Raw genomic sequence first — 17,476 nt, forward strand, 5'->3', positions numbered from 1 at the left:
GCTGCGTGTATGTGAATATATGCAACTGCGATAGCAGATGAATGCGTAATTGCACAGGTCACCGGTATGATCGGAGTCGTGCATACGTCGATCGCCGGCTTCTCGATGCCTTCTGAGGAGCAGGTGACCCGTGCGGCGGAAACCTTCCGAATGCTGAGCGACCCCACCCGGGTCAAGGTCCTATGGGCGTTGTTGCAGGGTGAGACGTCGGTGGCGTGCCTGGCCGATCTGGCCCAGGTGGCGCCGACCGTGGTCAGCCAGCATCTGGCTAAGCTGCGTCTGGCCGGATTGGTGAAGACCCGCCGGGAAGGGACATTCGTCTACTACTCGCCGGCCGACCGGGATATCCTGCGCGTCCTCAGCCAGGCCCTGACGGGCGCCGAGACGGCCGGCGACCAGACCCATCCGGCCACCGGCGCATAGCGCCGGTCGTCGCTGCGGCGGAATTGCCCGCGAAGAAATCGGAACGGGCGCTCTGGACAGATCTGCGAAATAAATCACGGCGACACGCGGTGATCGACGATGTGATATTCGCCTCGTTGCGGCTCGAATAATAAGAAATTCTCATCTCGGGGTTTTCGATGCCAGCCGGAAAATCGTTAACAGAGGCGGATATAGTTACTGTTCAGAGCGCTTCCGGCAGTTGCCATACAGCCTATGGTGTCATATTGCTCAACGACATCCTGAGCGTATACTGAGGTCTCCGCGTGATGTGGGTAACACCCGCGAAATTGAAATCTTTTCGATATGAATTGCACGGCTAGAATGGCTGTCGAGCATGTCGAATCAGCGCTTTTTGGTGCGGATTTGCACTTAGTCAGATGTCAGAGACGGATGTCAGGGTCGCACACAGTTGCGTGACGCTGTCACCTATCCGGAAAGTCGGACGACCAAACGAAGGCGGTGCCAGCATGAGCTTCGAAACCAAGGTGGAGGGCCGGGATGTTCCCGAGTTCAGCGAGTTCGAGGCGCGCCCGGTGGCTATCCAGATACCGGTGAAGAACGGCCCCATCAGCGGCATCGCGGCCAGCGCGGACGGCCGCCGATTGCTCGTGACCAACTACGGCAGCGACACCGTCTCGGTCATCGACATGCAGACCTGCCGCGTCGTCGACACCATCGCGGGCGTCGAGGAGCCATTCGCCATCGCCCTGGACGGCCGCGATCATGCCTACGTCAGCACCGTGGCCCCGGCCTCCGACGCGATCCAGGTCATCGACCTGTCGACCCACACCGTCGTCGCGTCCCATCGGGTGGCGCTCAGCGTCAGCGACCTGGCCGTGAGTTCGGACGGCGAGCACGTCTACGTCAGCCGAAACGGTGCGCGAGGTGCTGACGTGGCCGCCCTGAAGGTCACCTCCGGGCAGGTGCAGGTGACCGACGTTGTTGAGCTGGCCACCGCCGCCGGGACCACCACCGAGTGCCTGCGGGTCAGTCCGGATGGTGGTCGCCTATATGTCGGCGTCAACGGACCCGCCGGCGGCCAGCTGGTCGTCATCGACACCGGTCTGGCGCCGGAAGAGTCCGCAGGACGCTCACGCTGGCGGCGCAAGAACGCCAAGTCGGCGGCCAAGGCGACGCGCCAGAGCGCCCGCCCGGCCGTGATCGGCACCGTCGAGATCGGGCTGCCCGTCCGCGATGTCGCCGTCAGCCCCAACGGCCGCCTTGTTTTCGTCGCCAGCAGCGGCCCCGAGTCCGCGGTGATCGACGTCGTCGACACGCGCACCAACAAGATCAGCGGGACCCGCAAGATCGCCGAGGTCACCGGGCTGGTCACCAGGCTCACCCTCAGCGGTGACGGTGAGCGGGCCTACCTGGTCAGCGACGACAGCGTCACCATGCTGTGCACGCTCACCCAGGACGTCATCGACGCCGTCGATGCGGCGAGCCAACCGTCCTGCGTGATTGAGAGCCCCGATGGCAGATACCTATACATCGCCGACTATTCCGGCTGCGTCGCGGTGACACCGGTCAGCGCCGGCACCACATCGCGCAACGAGCAAGCCGCATTGGAAAGCAGGCGCTCGGTGGACCTCTTCGTGCCCGATCTGCTGCAGTACGACGCCGCACTCGTCTAACCGCGGAACCTCATCGGCCCGACGTTCCCTCCCGCTCGGGGCGGCGATAGCATTCGCCCACGGGGAATGACAGGCGGTGCTGCGCCGAGACGCGTGAGGCGGTACATCGATGTACAGCACAATGCAGGACTTTCCGCTGACGATCACCGCGATAATGCGGCACGGCTGCGGTGTGCACGGGCAGCGCGAGGTCATCACGGCTACCGGCGACCGCTACCGGCGCATCAGCTATCGCGAACTGGGTCAACAGGCGGCCCGGTTGGCCAATGCCCTACGCGGCCTGGGTGTCACCGGCGACCAGCGGGTCGCCACCTTCATGTGGAACAACGCCGAGCACCTGGCGACCTATCTGGCGGTCCCCTCGATGGGTGCAGTGCTGCATACCCTCAACATCCGGTTGTTTCCTCACCAGATCGCCTATGTGGCCAATGAAGCCGAGGACCAGGTGGTGCTGGTCGACGTGTCGCTGGCCAAGCTGCTCGGACCGGTGCTGCCCGAACTCGAGACCGTGCACACCGTGATCGCGGTCGGCGAGGGTGATTTCGGGGCGCTGCAGGACGCCGGCAAGACGGTGCTGCGCTATCACGAATTGATCGACGGCGAGTCGACCGAATTCGACTGGCCGGCAATCGAGGAGAACTCAGCGGCCGCCATGTGCTACACCAGCGGCACCACCGGCAACCCCAAAGGCGTTGTCTACAGCCACCGTTCGAGCTTCCTGCACTCCATGGCGGCCTGCACCGTCAACGGTATCGGGGTGGGTTCCAGCGACCGGGTGCTACCGATCGTGCCGATGTTCCACGCCAACGCCTGGGGCCTGCCGTACGCGGCATTGATGGCCGGCGCCGACCTGGTGCTACCCGACCGCCATCTGGACGCCCGGTCGCTGATCCACATGGTGGAGACACTGCGTCCCACCCGGGCCGGCGCGGTGCCCACCATCTGGAACGACGTGATGCACTACCTGGAAAAGGAACCCGGCCATGACATGTCTTCGCTGAAGATGGTCGCCTGTGGCGGCTCGGCCGTTCCGGAATCGCTGATGCGCATCTTCGAGGACCGACACGGCGTCCAGATCCGGCAACTGTGGGGGATGACGGAGACCTCGCCGCTGGCCACCATGGCCTGGCCGCCGCCGGGCACCCCGGACGAACAGCACTGGGCGTTTCGGGTGACCCAGGGGCAACCGGTCTGTGGGGTGGAGACCAGGATCGTCGACGACGAGGGCAAGGTGCTGCCCAACGACGGCAAAGCCGTGGGCGAGGTGGAAGTGCGCGGGCCGTGGATCACGGGTTCCTACTACCGCGGACACGACGAGTCCAAGTTCGACTCCGGCTGGTTACGCACCGGTGACGTCGGCCGCATCGACGAACAGGGCTTCATCACGTTGACCGACCGCGCCAAGGACGTCATCAAGTCCGGTGGGGAGTGGATCTCCTCGGTGGAGTTGGAGAACTGCCTGATCGGCCATCCCGACGTGGTCGAGGCCGCCGTCGTCGGGGTGCCCGACGAGCGCTGGCAGGAACGGCCGCTGGCGGTCGTCGTCGCCCGGGAGGGGGCTGACCTGGACGCGGGTGCGCTACGGAAATTCTTGTCCGACAAAGTTGTTCGGTGGTGGTTGCCCGAACGTTGGGCGTTTGCCGACGAGGTCCCGCGCACCAGCGTCGGCAAGTACGACAAGAAGACCATCCGGTCCCGTTACACCGACGGCGACTACGACGTCGTAGAAGCACACGAATAGGCGCGAGCAGTCGCAAACTCGCACTACCGAGCGCATAAATGGGCGAGTTTGTGTCTGTTCGCGGGAGAGAGGGGACCACCATGAGCCTGCGGGTGGTGCAGTGGGCAACCGGATCGGTCGGCGTGGCCGCGATCAAAGGGGTCCTAGAGCATCCAGAACTCGACCTCGTCGGGTGTTGGGTGCATACGGCGGCCAAGAGCGGCAAGGACGTGGGCGAGCTCATCGGCTCATCGGCGTTGGGCGTCACCGCTACCGACAAGATCGACGACATCCTGACACTGGACGCCGACGCGGTGATCTACGCGCCCTTGCTGCCCAGCGTCGAGGAGGTCGCCGCCCTGCTGCGCTCGGGCAAGAACGTCGTCACGCCGCTCGGCTGGTTCTATCCGACCGGCAAGGAGGCCGCTCCACTCGAGGTTGCCGCGCAGGCCGGCAACGCCACGCTGCACGGAGCCGGCATCGGACCCGGGGCGGCCACGGAGCTGTTCCCGCTACTGCTGTCGGTCATGTCCACCGGCGTCACTTTCGTTCGCGCCGAAGAGTTCTCGGATCTACGCAGCTACGGCGCACCGGACGTGCTGCGCTATGTGATGGGTTTCGGCGGCACGCCGGACAGCGCGCTCACCGGGCCGATGCAGAAGTTGCTGAACGGAGGTTTCTTCCAGTCGGTGCGGCTGTGCGTCGACAAGTTGGGCTTCGCCGCCAACCCCGAGATCCGTCCGACGCAAGAGGTGGCCGTGGCGACCGCACCCATCGACTCACCGATCGGGGTGATCGAGTCAGGGCAGGTGGCCGGGCGCCGCTTCCACTGGGAGGCGCTCGTCGGTGACACCCCGGTCGTCCAGATCACCGTCAACTGGCTGATGGGGGAGGAAAACCTCGATCCCCCTTGGTCTTTCGGCCCGGCGGGGGAGCGTTACGAGATCGAGGTGCGGGGCAACCCGAACTCCTTCGCCACCATCAAGGGATGGCAGCCGGACAGCGTGGCGGCCGGGCTCGTCAGCAACCCCGGCATCGTGGCGACCGCGGCGCACTGCGTCAACGCTGTCCCGGCGACCTGCGCCGCGCCGGCGGGTATCCAGACCTTCTTCGACCTGCCGCTCATCACCGGCCGGGCTGCGCCCGGGCTGTCGCGGTGAAACGCCCGAAAGGATAACCATGGCAAATTCCGTTGTCGTCGAGCAGTCGCGCGCAATACCCGTCGCGGTCGAAGACGCCTTCGCCCGCACGCTGCCGATATCGCTGCCGGTCATCTGTGCGCAGTGGTACGGCATCATCCCTCCGATCAAGGAAGTGCGGGATCAGACGGGAGGCTGGGATGCCCCCGGCCAGACCCGGACACTTCTGATGGTCGGCGGCGGGCGCGTTCGCGAGACGCTGACGAGTGTCGACCCGCCGCGCTCATTCGGCTACACGCTCTCCGACATCAGCGGAGCGCTGGCCACGCTGGTCCGCTCGGTCGACGGCATCTGGTCGTTCACGCCGGCGGGCACCGGGACCCGGGTGAGCTGGCAGTGGACCTTGCACCCCAAGTCGTCGGCATCGGCGCCCTTGCTTCCCGTGTTCGCCAAGATGTGGAAGGGCTACGCGCGCGTGGTCCTGGAAAAACTGTCCGCGCAACTGGTGACCGACTGAGCTGGACCATGTGTCGACTATTCGGCTTGCATGCCGGGACGGAAGTCGTCACCGCAACATTCTGGTTGCTGGACGCGCCGGACAGCCTTGCACAGCAGAGCCGCAAGAACCCCGACGGCACCGGTGTCGGGGTCTTCGATGAACGAGGCCGGCCGCAGCTGCACAAGGAGCCGATAGCGGCCTGGCAGGACGCCGAGTTCGCCACGGACGCCCATCGGCTGGACGGCACGACCTTCGTCGGCCACGTCCGCTACGCGACGACGGGCTCGCTCGATGTGCGCAACACCCACCCGTTTCTGCAGGACGGCCGGATCTTCGCGCACAACGGGATGATCGAGGGCCTCGACGTCCTCGACGACAAGCTCCGCCAATTCGGAACCCGCGACCTGGTGCTGGGCCAGACCGATTCCGAGCGGATTTTCGCGCTCATCACCGCCTGTGTCCGCGCCCGGGCAGGCGACGTGTCGGCAGGCGTCGTGGACGCAGTCAACTGGCTCGCCGAGCACGTGCCCGTCTATGCGGTCAACATTCTGCTGAGCATGGGCACCCAGATGTGGGCACTGCGTTATCCGGACACCCATCAGCTATTCATGTTGGACCGGCGGGTGGATGGGATGCCCGAGTTCGACATGACCACCAGCAGAATCCACGCGCGGTGCCAGACACTGGCCCAACGGTCCTCGGTGGTGTTCGCCACCGAACCGATGGACGACGACCCGCGCTGGCTCCTGCTCGAGCCTGGTGAGTTGGTCTACGTGGACGCGGACCTGGACATCCACCGCACCGTGGCGCTTTCCGGCCCACCCCGGCATCTGATACGCCGGGACGATCTGAGTCAGCCGGTCTTCCGAGCACAACATGCCCTGCCCGGTACCCGGCACCGTCCGCGGTGAGGCAGGCCGGGTCCTGGCAGAGTAACCAGCCATGACGACGTCCAGACGAGCGCTTGTCCTGGCCGGCGGGGGGGTCGCGGGAATCGCTTGGGAGACAGGCATTCTGCGTGGCATCGCCGATGTGTCGCCGGTCGCGGCCCGGTTGCTGGTGGAATCAGACGTACTGGTCGGCACATCTGCCGGCTCGACGGTCGCGGCCCAGATCAGCAGCGGCCACTCCCTGGCGGCGCTGTTCGACCGGCAGGTCGCGACGGCCTCCGCTGAGATCGATCCCGGGGTCGACATAGCGGCGATCACCGAGCTGTTCCTGGACGCGCTGCGCGAACCGCGCACCGCGGGCTTCGACAAGACCAGGGGGCGGCTACAGCGAATCGGTGCGGTGGCACTGGCCACCGAGACCGTCGCGGAACCCGTGCGCCGCGCGGTGATCGCGCAACGCCTGCCCTCGCACGAATGGTCGGACCGCGCCCTGCGGGTCGTGGCAATCGACACGGCGACAGGCGACGTGGTGGTTTTCGACCGCGATTCCGGAGTGGGGCTGGTCGATGCGGTGGCCGCCAGTTGCGCGGTGCCGGGTGCGTGGCCGCCGGTGACGATCGGGGGACGGCGCTACATGGACGGCGGCGTGCACAGTGCGGTCAACGTCGACGTTGCGGGTGACTGCGACGTGGCCGTGGTGCTGGTACCCGCGGGCGCCGACACGCCGTCGCCGTTCGGCCCCGGGCCTGCCGACGAGATCGCGGCGTTCGCAGGTGAAACGTTCAGCGTGTTCGCCGACGAGGAATCGGTCGCGGCGTTCGGTGTCAATCCGCTCGATCCCCGATGTCGCATCGGCTCGGCGAAGGCCGGGCGTGCGCAGGGCCGTCGGGAAGCCGAGGCCGTCGCTCGCTTTCTCGGGGTCTGATCGCGGGGACTCGGAACGGAATGTTCAGCCCTCGATCGCGGGTGGCTGCGACTCGTCGGTGTCGCCATTCTCAAAGGCGTCCAGGGCGCGTGTCGCAAGGGAGCGGCCGACGGCGATCACCTCGACCGCGCGGTGAAATTCCAGACTGCGGCAAGTGGTGCGCGGCACCTCGATCATCAGGTCGGGCGGATAAGCCGCCAGCGTGTGGCGCGCCAGCGCCGACTGGGCAATGTCGATCGTCCGGTTCATCACCTCGAAGCTGCCGAGCTTCGGCACCTCCGGTGCTCCTCCAAGGCCGTCCACATCGGAGGAGCTTGACCAGCTGTCCAACTCCGGAATCGACGCGCCGAACCGGCTCAGGACGGCGCGCGCCGTCGGCCGATCCAGCAGCGACTTCGCCGCATTGGTGTCCAGCAACGCGGTGGTACTGCGCATCATGCGGTTCACCCACTCGGCGGTCATGCCCGGTTCGGCGTCGCGGGTGGCCCCTGGTTCGCTGCCGTTGAGGCTGACGGCGATGGTCAGGTTGGCGTTGATCGCCGCGAGCGGCGCCATCGGCAGCGGGTCGAGGATGCCGCCGTCGGCGAGCAGGCGCCCGCCCATCTCGTGCGGGGCAATGATGCCGGGGATCGCGATGGAGGCGCGAATTGCCTCGTCCAGCGGGCCTCGCTGGAACCACACCGACTTGCCGGCCAGCAGATCGGTGGCAACCGCGGTGTAGGGGACCGCCAGTTGCTCGATGGTGACCGGCCCGAGGATTTCGCGCACCGCGTCCAGAATCTTCTCCGCCCGCAACACTCCGGCCGCGGTGAGCGAGGGGTCGAGCAACCGGAGGATCGTGCGCTGGGTGAGCGACTTGGCCCACTCGGCGAGCTCGTCCAGGCGGCCGGCCGCGTGCACCCCGCCCACCAGGGCGCCCATCGAGGATCCGGCGATGCCGACGATTTCATAACCCCGCTCCTGCACCTCCTGAATGACGCCGATATGGGCGTAACCGCGGGCGCCGCCGCTGCCCAGCGCCAACGCGACGCGGGTGCGGGAGGTGTCGCGGGGGCGAAGGGGGATGGGTCCGGACATCCCCTCATTCTGCTTGCCGGGAGCTCACCCGCCGGGACCGGCTGACAGTTTTGTGTACCGGTGATTTCAATCCGCGGTGATGGGGTGGATCGTCAACCGCATTCGCCCCGGCCGGCCGCCTGCGCCGCGACGATCACCGCCGCCTGCCGCTGCGGCCCCAGCTCCGCCCACCGCTTGTTCCAGCTGCCCGCAACGCCCGACGCCGAGGTCTGAACCATCCCCAGGTACGGCTCAATCTGCGTTTCGCCGGCACCACCGTGCTCGTCCATCCACACCTTCGCGGCATGGCAGGCCTGGAAATACTCTTCCTCTGTCGACTCCGCGGGCGCATCGACCCGGGTGGTCACACCGCCGGGGGAGACGCCGATGGCGCCAGGCGGCAGCGAACTGGTGGCGGTCGACGAACGGGCCGGCGAGGAAGCGGGCTTGCCGCTGTCGCCGCCGTGTGAGCAGGCGGCTAGCGCGGACAGACAAGCCACTGCGCTCAGCAGCACTCCCCACTGTCGGCGTCCGCGCACAGTCTCAATCTATGCAACACTGTCGTCGTGATGGAACGGTTCGGATTCTGCGAGTGTTGTCGGCCCTGACGCGCCGCCGCTCGCCCTGTCCGTTTCACACCCTGGAGTTCTTCCCGTGCCTACTGCGTTTGCCCGTCCGTACCCCACGCTTTCCGCCGCGCCGGCCATCCCAAGCTCTGGACCTACCCGGCTGCGGGTGCCCGATCTGCTGCACGCCACCGATCAAGCCGCGGACGACGTCCTCAGCGGGCGGTGCGACCACCTGCTGCCAGTCGGCGGCGTGCCCGAGACGCAACGCTGGTTCACCCGCATCCACGGTGACGAGGAACTCGATATCTGGCTGATCAGCTGGGTTCCCGGGCACGCCACCGAACTGCACGACCATGGCGGCTCGCTCGGCGCGCTGACCGTCCTGTCCGGTTCGCTCAACGAATTCCGATGGGATGGAAGACGATTGCGTCGCCGCCGGCTCGACGCCGGCGACCAGGCCGGGTTCCCGCTGGGCTGGGTGCACGACGTGGTGTGGGCGCCGCGACCGGCTTCCGCCGCCTCGCCGGCCCCGGTGCAGCCGACCCTGAGCGTGCACGCCTACTCACCGCCATTGACCGCGATGTCCTACTACGACGTCACCGAACGAAACACACTCCGCCGCCAGCGCACCGAGTTGACCGACCAACCCGAGGGGCCCTGATGAGCAGAATCGACCGGATCCTGGAGGCGGCCCGCTCGCGTTATGACCGATTGCCCGCAGCGCAGGTGCCCGAGGCGCTGCGGCGGGGAGCCGTGCTGGTCGATATCAGACCGGCGGCGCAGCGTGCCCGCGAAGGAGAAGTGCCCGGCGCGTTGGTGATCGAGCGCAACGTCCTGGAATGGCGTTGCGACCCGACCAGTGACGCCCGGCTTCCGCAAGCCGTCGGCGACGACGTGGAATGGGTGATCCTCTGTTCGGAGGGTTACACCTCCAGCCTGGCCGCGGCCGCGCTGCTGGATCTCGGGTTGCGCCGCGCGAAAGACGTGGTGGGTGGCTATCACGCGATGGTCGCTGCCGGGGTGTTGGGCGAGACGAACCGGATACTGCAAAACACCGGGCCCGTGCGCATCTGACTGAAGGCGTCGCGGTGCGGGCCGATCGCGTTACGTCAACCCGTTGAAGCCGTTCTGGCCCAGCAGTAGTCCGCCGGCACCCCCGACTCCGGGACTGCCTTTGGTGTTGGCTGTCCCGCCGTTTCCGCCGTTGCCACCCGTACCGATCAGCACGGTGGTCCCGCCTAGACCACCCGCCCCACCTTTCCCGGCGGCCGGGTCGCCGTCTTCGCCGGCGCCACCGGTGCCACCCGTCCCGAGCACCTGCCCGCCGGTCCCGCCGTCGCCTCCGGCGCCGCCGTTGCCGTTGGGGCCGATACCGCCGGCGCCGCCGGAGCCGCCGCAGCCGAGCCAGCCGGCATTGCCGCCGGTTCCGCCCGCCCCGCCGTTGCCATTCACGCTGGTACCGCCGAAACCGCCGGCGCCCGCGCTGGAGAACAACAGGCCGGAATTGCCGCCATGACCGCCCGTGCCACCGACGCCTTTGCTTGACGTGCCGCCATTACCGCCGACACCGCCGCTGCCGAACAGGGTTCCGCCGTTGCCGCCGGCTCCGCCGGTGCCCCCGTTGGCGGCTCCACCCGGTCCGCCTTGCCCGCCGGATCCGCCGGATCCGCCGGGACCGCCGAGCATGCCGGCGTCGCCACCGTTTCCGCCGGCGCCTCCGACACCGCTGGCCCCGCCAAAGGTGGTGGGCCCGCCGAGCCCGCCAACTCCGCCGTCACCGCCGCCGGCGCCCACAAGTCCGCCGAGCATGCCGCCAGTGCCACCGGCTCCGCCGGCGCCGCCCGCGCCGCCGGTGCTCGCTGCGTTTCCAGCGATCCCGCCGCCTCCGCCACCGCCACCGGTTCCTCCGGCGCCGAGTAACCCGCCGGCTCCGCCGGCGCCTCCTGCTCCGCCCACACCACCAGTACCGGCTGGGGTCAGGCCGCCGGTTCCACCGATTCCGCCGCTGCCGCCGTTACCCGAAAGCAGCCCACCGGTCCCTCCAGCGCCGCCGGCCCCGCCGGATCCACCGTTCGGGCCACCGGGTGCCCCCAGGCCTCCGGCTCCGCCGGACCCGCCCGCGCCCCACAGCCCGGCGGCTCCACCGCTGCCCCCTGCGCCGCCATTCAGCCCGGTTGATGCGCCGGACCCGCCTGCCCCGCCGTCACCGAGTAGCCATCCGCCGGGTGTGCCCGCGGTGCCGCTGCCTGCCGCTCCCGGCACGCCGTTTGCGATCAGCGGGCGTCCGGTCGCGGCCTGAATAGGCGCGTTGATGGCATTGAGCGCCTGTTGCTGCAGGTTGTGCAGCGGCGAAGTGCTCGCCGGGGCGTTGAATCCGTCCAGACCCAGCAGCGCCCCACTGATTCCGCCGACGCCAGTGCCGCCGGATGTCGGGGCCGCGCCGCCGATCCCACCGTTGCCCCCGTTGCCGATCAGCACGCTGCTGCCGCCGTTACCACCGAGACCACCGGCCGTCGCGCCTGCCCCACCAGCACCGCCGGCACCACCGTTGCCGAACAACACGCCGGCTTTGCCGCCGGTCCCGCCCACGCCACCGACGCCCGTGGGTGGGATGCTGACGCCCCTGATTCCGCCGGAGCCGCCGGCCCCACCGATGCCCCCGTCGCCGAGCCATCCGGCGTTCCCGCCGGCACCGCCCGCGCCTCCGTTGCCGGTTACCCCGTATCCGCCCGCCCCACCGGCACCGCCGTTGGAGAAGAACAGACCGGCATTGCCACCGGCGCCCCCAATGCCGCCGCTGTTACCGACGCCGCCCGCGCCGCCCGCGCCGCCCGCCCCATACAGGAGCCCCGCGTTACCGCCGGCCCCGCCGGTGCCGCCACCGCCGCCGCCTGTTCCGCCGGAGCCGCCCGGACCGAACAGAGGCCCGGCGTTGCCGCCGACTCCACCGATACCCCCGGGGCCGCCATCGCCGCCCGTGCCACCGTGACCGCCACCCCCACCGACCAAGCCGGCCAGCAAGCCGGCGGTTCCGCCGGCCCCACCGGCACCACCGGCGCTAGCGCCGTGCCCGCCGGCCCCCCCCAATCCGCCGCTGCCCAGCAGCCCGCCGGCACCGCCCGCGCCGCCGGCGCCGCCTATGCCGCCGACGATCGTGCTGGCTCCGCCCGCGCCGCCGACTCCGCTGTTGCCCGACAGCCATCCGCCGGCCCCGCCGGCCCCGCCGGCGCCACCGCTGCCGGTCGACGAACTGCCGCCGGCTCCGCCTGAGCCGCCGGAGCCCAGCAAACCCGCGGCGCCTCCGGCGCCCCCAGCAAGACCTGGCGCCCCGGATCCGCCGGAGCCGCCATCGCCCAACAGCCAACCACCCGGAGCGCCGTTCTGGCCCGTGCCGGGAGCGCCGTTGGCGCCATTGCCGATCAGCGGGCGTCCCGTCAGCGTCTGCACCGGGCCGTTGATCGCATCGAGCAGCAGATTCAGCGGCGACGCGTTGGCGGCTTCGGCCCCGGTGTACGCCTGCGCGCCGGCAGCCAAGGCTTGCACGAACTCGGCATGCACCGTGGCCGCATGAGTACTCAGTGCCTGATAACCCTGGCCATGTGCGGAAAACAGCGCCGCGATCGCCGCCGACACCTCATCTTCGGCCGCAGCGAGCAGGCGGGTCGTCGAGGCGGCAGCAGCGGTATTGGCGTCGCCGAGCGTTGAACCGAGACCGGCCACGTCCGACGCCGCCCGTGTCACCAGATCCGGCACCGTGAAGACGAATGACATGGGACCAACCTCCCAACCGCGCCGTCGGCCCGACCGGCGTGCGCAACACCCGATGTGTGAAAAAGTGGATCACAACGTCGGCTGAGGAGTTTGCGTTTCCGTCAAATCTTCCGGCAGGCGTTATCCCGAGGTGCCCGCCGTCGAATCGGCATGCAACAGCGGCCGCAGCTTGGCCGTCTTGTCCGGCGTCCAGCCCGGCGGAGACAGCACCGCAGCCCATCCGTCGGCGCAGTTGGCGACGTAGCGGTGACCATGCCCGTCCGGGACGTCGACGGCAACCGCCATGTCGGCCGACACCTGCAGGAATGTCACTAGCGGAAACCAGCGCATATCGGGCACCACGTCATAGCCCCGCTTCTCGCGTAGCCAGTCGGGCCGGCTGAAGATCAGGTCGGGTGTCCACCAGGCGATCGGGTCGGAGGCGTGCTGCAGATAAACCACCCTCGGCCGGCCCCACTCCGCTTTGGGGCGGTCCAGATTCTCCGCGCGGGCGACGAATCGGACATTGCGCCCGTCATCGTAGATGGGCAACCATTCCGGCGAGCCCTGGTCGCGGTTCGCGGTGAGCTGGGTCCAGATGGTGTTGTTGAATGTCGGCCCGCTGAACAAGGCACCGTCGGTGCGGGCGAGCACATTGTTGATGCTCATGAACGGCGCCTCACCGCCGAACGATCCCAGGCTCTCGCCGAAGACGACGAGCTTGGGACGCTTGAACTCCGGCATCCGGCGGATCAGCTTGTCGACGGCCTCGAACAGCGCCTGCCCGGCGTGCCGGGCGTTCTCCTTGTCGACCAGGAATGACAGCCAGCTGGGCAGGAACGAATACTGCATGCTCACGATCGCGGTGTTGCCGTTGTACATGTACTCCAGCGCCGACGCTTCGGCCTCGTTGATCCAGCCGGTTCCGGTGGTCGTCGCCACGGCGACGACCGCGCGTTGCAGTCCGCCGGTGCGCAGCAGCTCGCGTGCGGCCAGGTCGGCCGTCGCATCCAAGTCTTCCGCTGATTTCAGGCCGGCGTAGGCCCGGATCGGCTCGGTGGCGGGGGTTCCGTTGAACTTGGTCAGTCTGCTGACCGAAGGTCCGCCTTCGACGAAGATCCGGCCCTGATGCCCCAGCGACTCCCAGGACACCAGCGATTCCGGACCGCCCGAGCGGAGTCTGGTTTGCGGCGCGCGGGTGTCTGGATCCATCTCGTTGTTGACCGCGGCGAAACTGCCGTTCATGGATCGCATCGCGAACTTGAGCACGACACCGTTGAGCAGGGTGATCGTCAGTACCGTCAGGCCGACCACCACGATGGTCGCCGAGACCCGGAACGGTGCGATGCGGTCAACCTGCGACACCAGCACGATCACCAGCCGCCGAATCAGCTGGCCGAACTCCACCAGCGAGAACAGGACGACCATAGACAAGGCCGCGGTGAGCGGGTAGTCGTACCACTCCAGGTGCTCCACGCCCATCAGGTCGCGCACCTTGTCCTGCCAGACGTGGAACCGGATCGCCATGACAACGACACCGATGGCGCCCACCACCAGCAGCGGCGGCCAGGCCCACGGCGGTGCCGGCGGACTGGTGTTCTGCGAGCGCATGTACCGCACGAGCCATACGGAGAACACGCCCAGGCCGTACCCGATGGCGCCGGAACAGCCACTGACCACTCCCTGGAACAGGGGACCGCGAGGCAACAGCGACGGCGTCAGCGACAACCACACGAAGATCAGGCCAACCGTGGTTCCGGTGTAGGTGTAGTGGCGGACCCACCAGCGGCCTCGATACCGGTGCCACCAGGGGGCCTCTGCTACGGCGGCGACGCTGTCGCTGTCGCTGTCCGGTTGTTCGCCGATCGCGCTCGTCGCGGATGTGGTCATCGGTGGGTGAAGTCGGGTGGGCGTTTCGCGATGAATGCCGCCATGCCCTCGGACTGGTCGTCGGTGGCGAACGTCGAGTGGAACAACCGGCGCTCGTAGAGCAGTCCTTCGGCCAGCGTCGATTCGAAGGCCCGGTTGACGGCTTCCTTGGCCATCTGCGCGGACGGCAGCGACATCTGCGAGATGGTGGTCGCGACGGCCTTGGCCTCGGTCAGCAAGTCGTCGGCCGGTACCACCCGGGAGACCAGGCCGCTGCGTTCGGCCTCCGCCGCGTCGATGGTGCGTCCGGTCAGGATGAGGTCCATCGCCTTGGCTTTGCCGATGGCCCGGGTCAGCCGTTGCGAGCCACCCATCCCCGGAATCACGCCGAGCTTGATCTCCGGCTGGCCGAACTTCGCGGTGTCGGCGGCGATCAGCAGGTCGCACATCATCGCGAGCTCGCAGCCGCCGCCGAGGGCGTATCCGGCAACCGCAGCGATCGTCGGGGTGCGTACGGCGGCCAGCTTGCCCCAGGCGGCGAAGAAATCAGCGCCGAAAGCGTCGGCGAACGTCAGCCCGGCCATCTCCTTGATGTCGGCGCCGGCCGCGAAGGCCTTGGTCGAACCGGTGATGATGATTGCCCCGATGTCCGGGTCGTTATCCAATTCGGAAGCGGCACTTGTGACTTCGCTCATCACCTGGCTGTTGAGCGCGTTCAGCGCCTTGGGCCGGTTCAGTGTGATGATGCCGACCCGCTCCTCGCGTTCCAGCAGAATCGTTTCGTACGCCATGGTTATTCCCTTTCCGGCGTCCCTAGAACTGTAGGTCGTCGTCGACCGGCGCGAAATACGCTGCGACGTCGGCGACCGCGACCTCGGCCAGTGATGGGGGCGACCACTTCGGACTGCGGTCCTTGTCGACGAGTTGCGCGCGGATGCCTTCCACCAGATCGTGTGAGCGCAGCGAAGCCGACGACACCCGATAGTCTTGCACCAGAACATCTTCCAGTGTTTCGAGCTCAGCGGCGCGCCGCACGGCCTCGAAAGTGACCGACAGCGCGATGGGCGAACGGGTGCCGATCAGCTTGGCGGCGTCGTGGGCGGCTTCGTTGTCATGGCCGCGCAGCGCGGCAACGATATCGACGACGCTGCCGGCCGCGTAGCACTCGTCGATCCACTCTCGTTGTGCGGCAAGCTCGCTCGGTGGTGGTTCGATAGCGTGTCTGGCCAGCGCGCCTTCGACGCCATGGGCGGCGACCGCCGCGGTGAAGGCGTCGAGTTCGCCGTGTGGCACGTAATGATCGGCGAAGCCCAGCGCGATGGCGTCGGCGCCGCTGAACGGCGCTCCGGTGAGCGCGGCGTGCAGGCCCAGCTTGCCCGGGGCGCGCGACAGCAGGTAGGCGCCGCCGACGTCCGGGATGAACCCGATACCGACCTCGGGCATCGCGACTTTGGAGGTGTCGGTCACCACCCGGGTGTTGGCGTGCGCGCTCACGCCGACGCCACCGCCCATCACGATGCCGTCCATCACTGCCACGTAGGGCTTGGCGAACCGGCCGATCAACCCGTTCATCAGGTACTCGTCACGCCAGAAGCGCCGCGCGTCGACCCCGTCCTTGCGCGCGCTGTGGTAGACGGCCACCACGTCGCCCCCGGCGCACAGTCCCCGTTCCCCAGCCCCGGTCAGTACCACCGCACGCACCGCGTCGTCGCGTCCCCACCTGATGAGCACGGTGCTGAGCAAGTCCACCATCGTCTGGTTCAGCGAATTGATCGCCCTGGGCCGGTTGAGGGTCACGTAGCCGACGCCGTCGACCACGCGGGTCAGGACTTCGTCGGATTCCCCGGTGACGGCCTCAGTCATCCGTTGGTCTCCCCTCGCCGCAATCCGCTCACGAACCCGTTCACTTCAGCGTGGCCATGAGTTTGACGAGCAATCTAGATCGTGACTCGCTCGCCGATCTTCCCGGGTCTAAGGTTTAAGGTGATCCGGGCGAGCTACAGGAGTTCCGGAGTGACTACAAAACAGCAGCTCCGCTGGGAACTCGGGCGGACCACCACTCGTTGACCGGTTGTTCGCACGTTCGAAGCCATAGCAATTTGAGAGAGGATCCGACGGTGCGGGAGACAAGCAACCCGGTATTTCGTTCCCTGCCCAAGCAGGCGGGCGGATACGCGCAATTCGGCCCCGGCGTACAGGCCGGTTACCCTGCCGACCCCTACGCCCCCTACCAGCAGGGTCGTGACGCTCGCGTCTCGCGTCCGCTGACCATCGACGATGTCGTCACCAAGACCGGCCTGACGCTGGCCATGCTGTCGACCACGGCCATCGTCTCCTACTTCCTGGTCGCGACCAACCTCAAGCTGGCGATGCCGCTGACCATGGTCGGCGCCTTCGGTGGACTGGCGCTGGTGCTCATCGCCACGTTCGGGCGCAAGCAGGACAACCCGGCGATCGTGCTCAGCTACGCCGCCCTCGAGGGTTTGTTCCTCGGTGCCATCTCGTTCATGCTGGCCAACTTCTCGGTGGGTTCGGCGAATGCCGGCATGCTCATCGGGGAGGCGGTACTGGGCACGCTGGGTGTGTTCTTCGGCATGCTCGTCGTCTACAAGACCGGCGCCATCCGAGTCACCCCCAAGTTCACCCGGATGTTGATCGCTGCCATGTTCGGCGTGCTGGTGCTGATGCTGGGCAACTTCGTCCTGGCGATGTTCAACGTCGGTGGCGGTGAGGGTCTGGGCCTGCGCAGTGCCGGCCCCATCGGGATCATCTTCTCCCTGGTGTGCATCGGTATCGCAGCCTTCAGCTTCCTCATCGACTTCGATGCGGCCGATCAGATGATTCGCGCGGGCGCGCCGGAGAAGGCCGCCTGGGGAATCGCCCTCGGCCTCACCGTCACGTTGGTCTGGCTCTACCTGGAGATCCTGCGTCTGCTGAGTTATCTGCAGAACGACTAATCCCCAAGACGGGCAAGCCGGCAC

Annotated in this window: 16 protein-coding genes; 10 read left to right on the plus strand and 6 right to left on the minus strand. The window is 67.8% G+C overall.

What is annotated here, in order from left to right; translation table 11 throughout:
• The first annotated feature begins 66 nt into the window (after nt 1–66).
• The 7 genes from AC5Y7D_RS17695 to AC5Y7D_RS17725 all read left to right on the plus strand — a co-directional run bounded on the left by AC5Y7D_RS17695 (nt 67) and on the right by AC5Y7D_RS17725 (nt 7,251).
• Nucleotides 67–423, plus strand: a complete 357-nt coding sequence (locus AC5Y7D_RS17695) for an ArsR/SmtB family transcription factor (RefSeq protein ID WP_499926222.1) — start codon at nt 67–69, stop codon at nt 421–423.
• A 488-nt stretch (nt 424–911) separates the two neighbouring features.
• The gene (locus AC5Y7D_RS17700) at nt 912–2,078 is read left to right on the plus strand and encodes a YncE family protein (RefSeq protein ID WP_499926224.1); all 1,167 of its coding nucleotides are present in this window, start codon (nt 912–914) and stop codon (nt 2,076–2,078) included.
• Between the two features lie 109 nt (nt 2,079–2,187).
• Complete coding sequence (locus tag AC5Y7D_RS17705) at nt 2,188–3,819, plus strand: fatty acid--CoA ligase (RefSeq protein WP_499926226.1); 1,632 nt, start codon at nt 2,188–2,190, stop codon at nt 3,817–3,819.
• A gap of 80 nt (nt 3,820–3,899) precedes the next feature.
• Entirely contained in the window at nt 3,900–4,958 is a 1,059-nt protein-coding gene (locus AC5Y7D_RS17710) for an NAD(P)H-dependent amine dehydrogenase family protein (RefSeq protein ID WP_499926228.1), read from the plus strand.
• Between the two features lie 19 nt (nt 4,959–4,977).
• Entirely contained in the window at nt 4,978–5,454 is a 477-nt protein-coding gene (locus tag AC5Y7D_RS17715; RefSeq protein ID WP_499926230.1) for an SRPBCC family protein, read from the plus strand.
• 8 nt (nt 5,455–5,462) lie between these two features.
• Nucleotides 5,463–6,347: a class II glutamine amidotransferase gene (locus AC5Y7D_RS17720; protein ID WP_499926232.1), complete on the plus strand. Its 885-nt coding sequence runs from the start codon at nt 5,463–5,465 to the stop codon at nt 6,345–6,347.
• 31 nt (nt 6,348–6,378) lie between these two features.
• A complete protein-coding gene (locus tag AC5Y7D_RS17725) occupies nt 6,379–7,251 on the plus strand; it encodes a patatin-like phospholipase family protein (RefSeq protein WP_499926234.1) in 873 nt (290 codons plus the stop codon).
• Between the two features lie 24 nt (nt 7,252–7,275).
• On the opposite strand, the gene AC5Y7D_RS17730 is transcribed toward AC5Y7D_RS17725, so the two are convergent.
• Complete coding sequence (locus AC5Y7D_RS17730; RefSeq protein WP_499926236.1) at nt 7,276–8,328, minus strand: patatin-like phospholipase family protein; 1,053 nt, start codon at nt 8,326–8,328, stop codon at nt 7,276–7,278.
• Between the two features lie 92 nt (nt 8,329–8,420).
• Entirely contained in the window at nt 8,421–8,846 is a 426-nt protein-coding gene (locus tag AC5Y7D_RS17735; RefSeq protein WP_499926237.1) for a lipoprotein LpqV, read from the minus strand.
• Nucleotides 8,847–8,961: 115 nt separating this feature from the next.
• On the opposite strand from AC5Y7D_RS17735, the gene AC5Y7D_RS17740 reads away from it, so the two are divergent.
• Nucleotides 8,962–9,537: a cysteine dioxygenase gene (locus tag AC5Y7D_RS17740; protein WP_499926239.1), complete on the plus strand. Its 576-nt coding sequence runs from the start codon at nt 8,962–8,964 to the stop codon at nt 9,535–9,537.
• The gene (locus tag AC5Y7D_RS17745) at nt 9,537–9,950 is read left to right on the plus strand and encodes a rhodanese-like domain-containing protein (RefSeq protein WP_499926241.1); all 414 of its coding nucleotides are present in this window, start codon (nt 9,537–9,539) and stop codon (nt 9,948–9,950) included. The genes AC5Y7D_RS17740 and AC5Y7D_RS17745 overlap by 1 nt, the downstream gene beginning before the upstream one ends.
• Before the next feature lie 30 nt (nt 9,951–9,980).
• Here AC5Y7D_RS17745 and AC5Y7D_RS17750 read toward each other — a convergent pair whose 3' ends face one another.
• From AC5Y7D_RS17750 to AC5Y7D_RS17765, 4 genes are all read right to left on the minus strand, one after another.
• Entirely contained in the window at nt 9,981–12,647 is a 2,667-nt protein-coding gene (locus AC5Y7D_RS17750; protein WP_499926242.1) for a PE family protein, read from the minus strand.
• Nucleotides 12,648–12,767: 120 nt separating this feature from the next.
• Nucleotides 12,768–14,516, minus strand: a complete 1,749-nt coding sequence (locus tag AC5Y7D_RS17755) for an alpha/beta hydrolase (protein WP_499926244.1) — start codon at nt 14,514–14,516, stop codon at nt 12,768–12,770.
• Nucleotides 14,513–15,286 (minus strand): enoyl-CoA hydratase, encoded by a 774-nt coding sequence (locus AC5Y7D_RS17760; RefSeq protein ID WP_499926246.1) that lies wholly within the window; start codon nt 15,284–15,286, stop codon nt 14,513–14,515. Before AC5Y7D_RS17760 ends, AC5Y7D_RS17755 begins: the two co-directional genes overlap by 4 nt.
• A 22-nt stretch (nt 15,287–15,308) precedes the next feature.
• Nucleotides 15,309–16,358, minus strand: a complete 1,050-nt coding sequence (locus AC5Y7D_RS17765; protein WP_499926248.1) for an enoyl-CoA hydratase/isomerase family protein — start codon at nt 16,356–16,358, stop codon at nt 15,309–15,311.
• Nucleotides 16,359–16,612: 254 nt separating this feature from the next.
• On the opposite strand from AC5Y7D_RS17765, the gene AC5Y7D_RS17770 reads away from it, so the two are divergent.
• Nucleotides 16,613–17,452 carry a Bax inhibitor-1/YccA family protein gene (locus tag AC5Y7D_RS17770; protein ID WP_499926250.1) on the plus strand — a complete coding sequence of 280 codons (840 nt, stop codon included), beginning with the start codon at nt 16,613–16,615 and terminating at the stop codon, nt 17,450–17,452.
• The last annotated feature ends 24 nt before the right edge of the window (nt 17,453–17,476 follow it).

It is taken from the genome of Mycobacterium sp. NGS49, assembly GCF_059812565.1.

What these genes read in the sequence shown, in the direction of transcription:
- AC5Y7D_RS17705 (WP_499926226.1), top strand. Translation starts at nt 2,188, where the DNA reads ATGTACAGCACAATGCAGGACTTTCCGCTGACGATCACCGCGATAATG.
- AC5Y7D_RS17720 (WP_499926232.1), top strand. Translation starts at nt 5,463, where the DNA reads ATGTGTCGACTATTCGGCTTGCATGCCGGGACGGAAGTCGTCACCGCA.
- AC5Y7D_RS17710 (WP_499926228.1), top strand. Translation starts at nt 3,900, where the DNA reads ATGAGCCTGCGGGTGGTGCAGTGGGCAACCGGATCGGTCGGCGTGGCC.
- AC5Y7D_RS17730 (WP_499926236.1), bottom strand. Translation starts at nt 8,328, where the DNA reads ATGTCCGGACCCATCCCCCTTCGCCCCCGCGACACCTCCCGCACCCGC.
- AC5Y7D_RS17760 (WP_499926246.1), bottom strand. Translation starts at nt 15,286, where the DNA reads ATGGCGTACGAAACGATTCTGCTGGAACGCGAGGAGCGGGTCGGCATC.
- AC5Y7D_RS17700 (WP_499926224.1), top strand. Translation starts at nt 912, where the DNA reads ATGAGCTTCGAAACCAAGGTGGAGGGCCGGGATGTTCCCGAGTTCAGC.
- AC5Y7D_RS17745 (WP_499926241.1), top strand. Translation starts at nt 9,537, where the DNA reads ATGAGCAGAATCGACCGGATCCTGGAGGCGGCCCGCTCGCGTTATGAC.
- AC5Y7D_RS17715 (WP_499926230.1), top strand. Translation starts at nt 4,978, where the DNA reads ATGGCAAATTCCGTTGTCGTCGAGCAGTCGCGCGCAATACCCGTCGCG.
- AC5Y7D_RS17765 (WP_499926248.1), bottom strand. Translation starts at nt 16,358, where the DNA reads ATGACTGAGGCCGTCACCGGGGAATCCGACGAAGTCCTGACCCGCGTG.
- AC5Y7D_RS17695 (WP_499926222.1), top strand. Translation starts at nt 67, where the DNA reads ATGATCGGAGTCGTGCATACGTCGATCGCCGGCTTCTCGATGCCTTCT.
- AC5Y7D_RS17755 (WP_499926244.1), bottom strand. Translation starts at nt 14,516, where the DNA reads ATGACCACATCCGCGACGAGCGCGATCGGCGAACAACCGGACAGCGAC.
- AC5Y7D_RS17725 (WP_499926234.1), top strand. Translation starts at nt 6,379, where the DNA reads ATGACGACGTCCAGACGAGCGCTTGTCCTGGCCGGCGGGGGGGTCGCG.
- AC5Y7D_RS17750 (WP_499926242.1), bottom strand. Translation starts at nt 12,647, where the DNA reads ATGTCATTCGTCTTCACGGTGCCGGATCTGGTGACACGGGCGGCGTCG.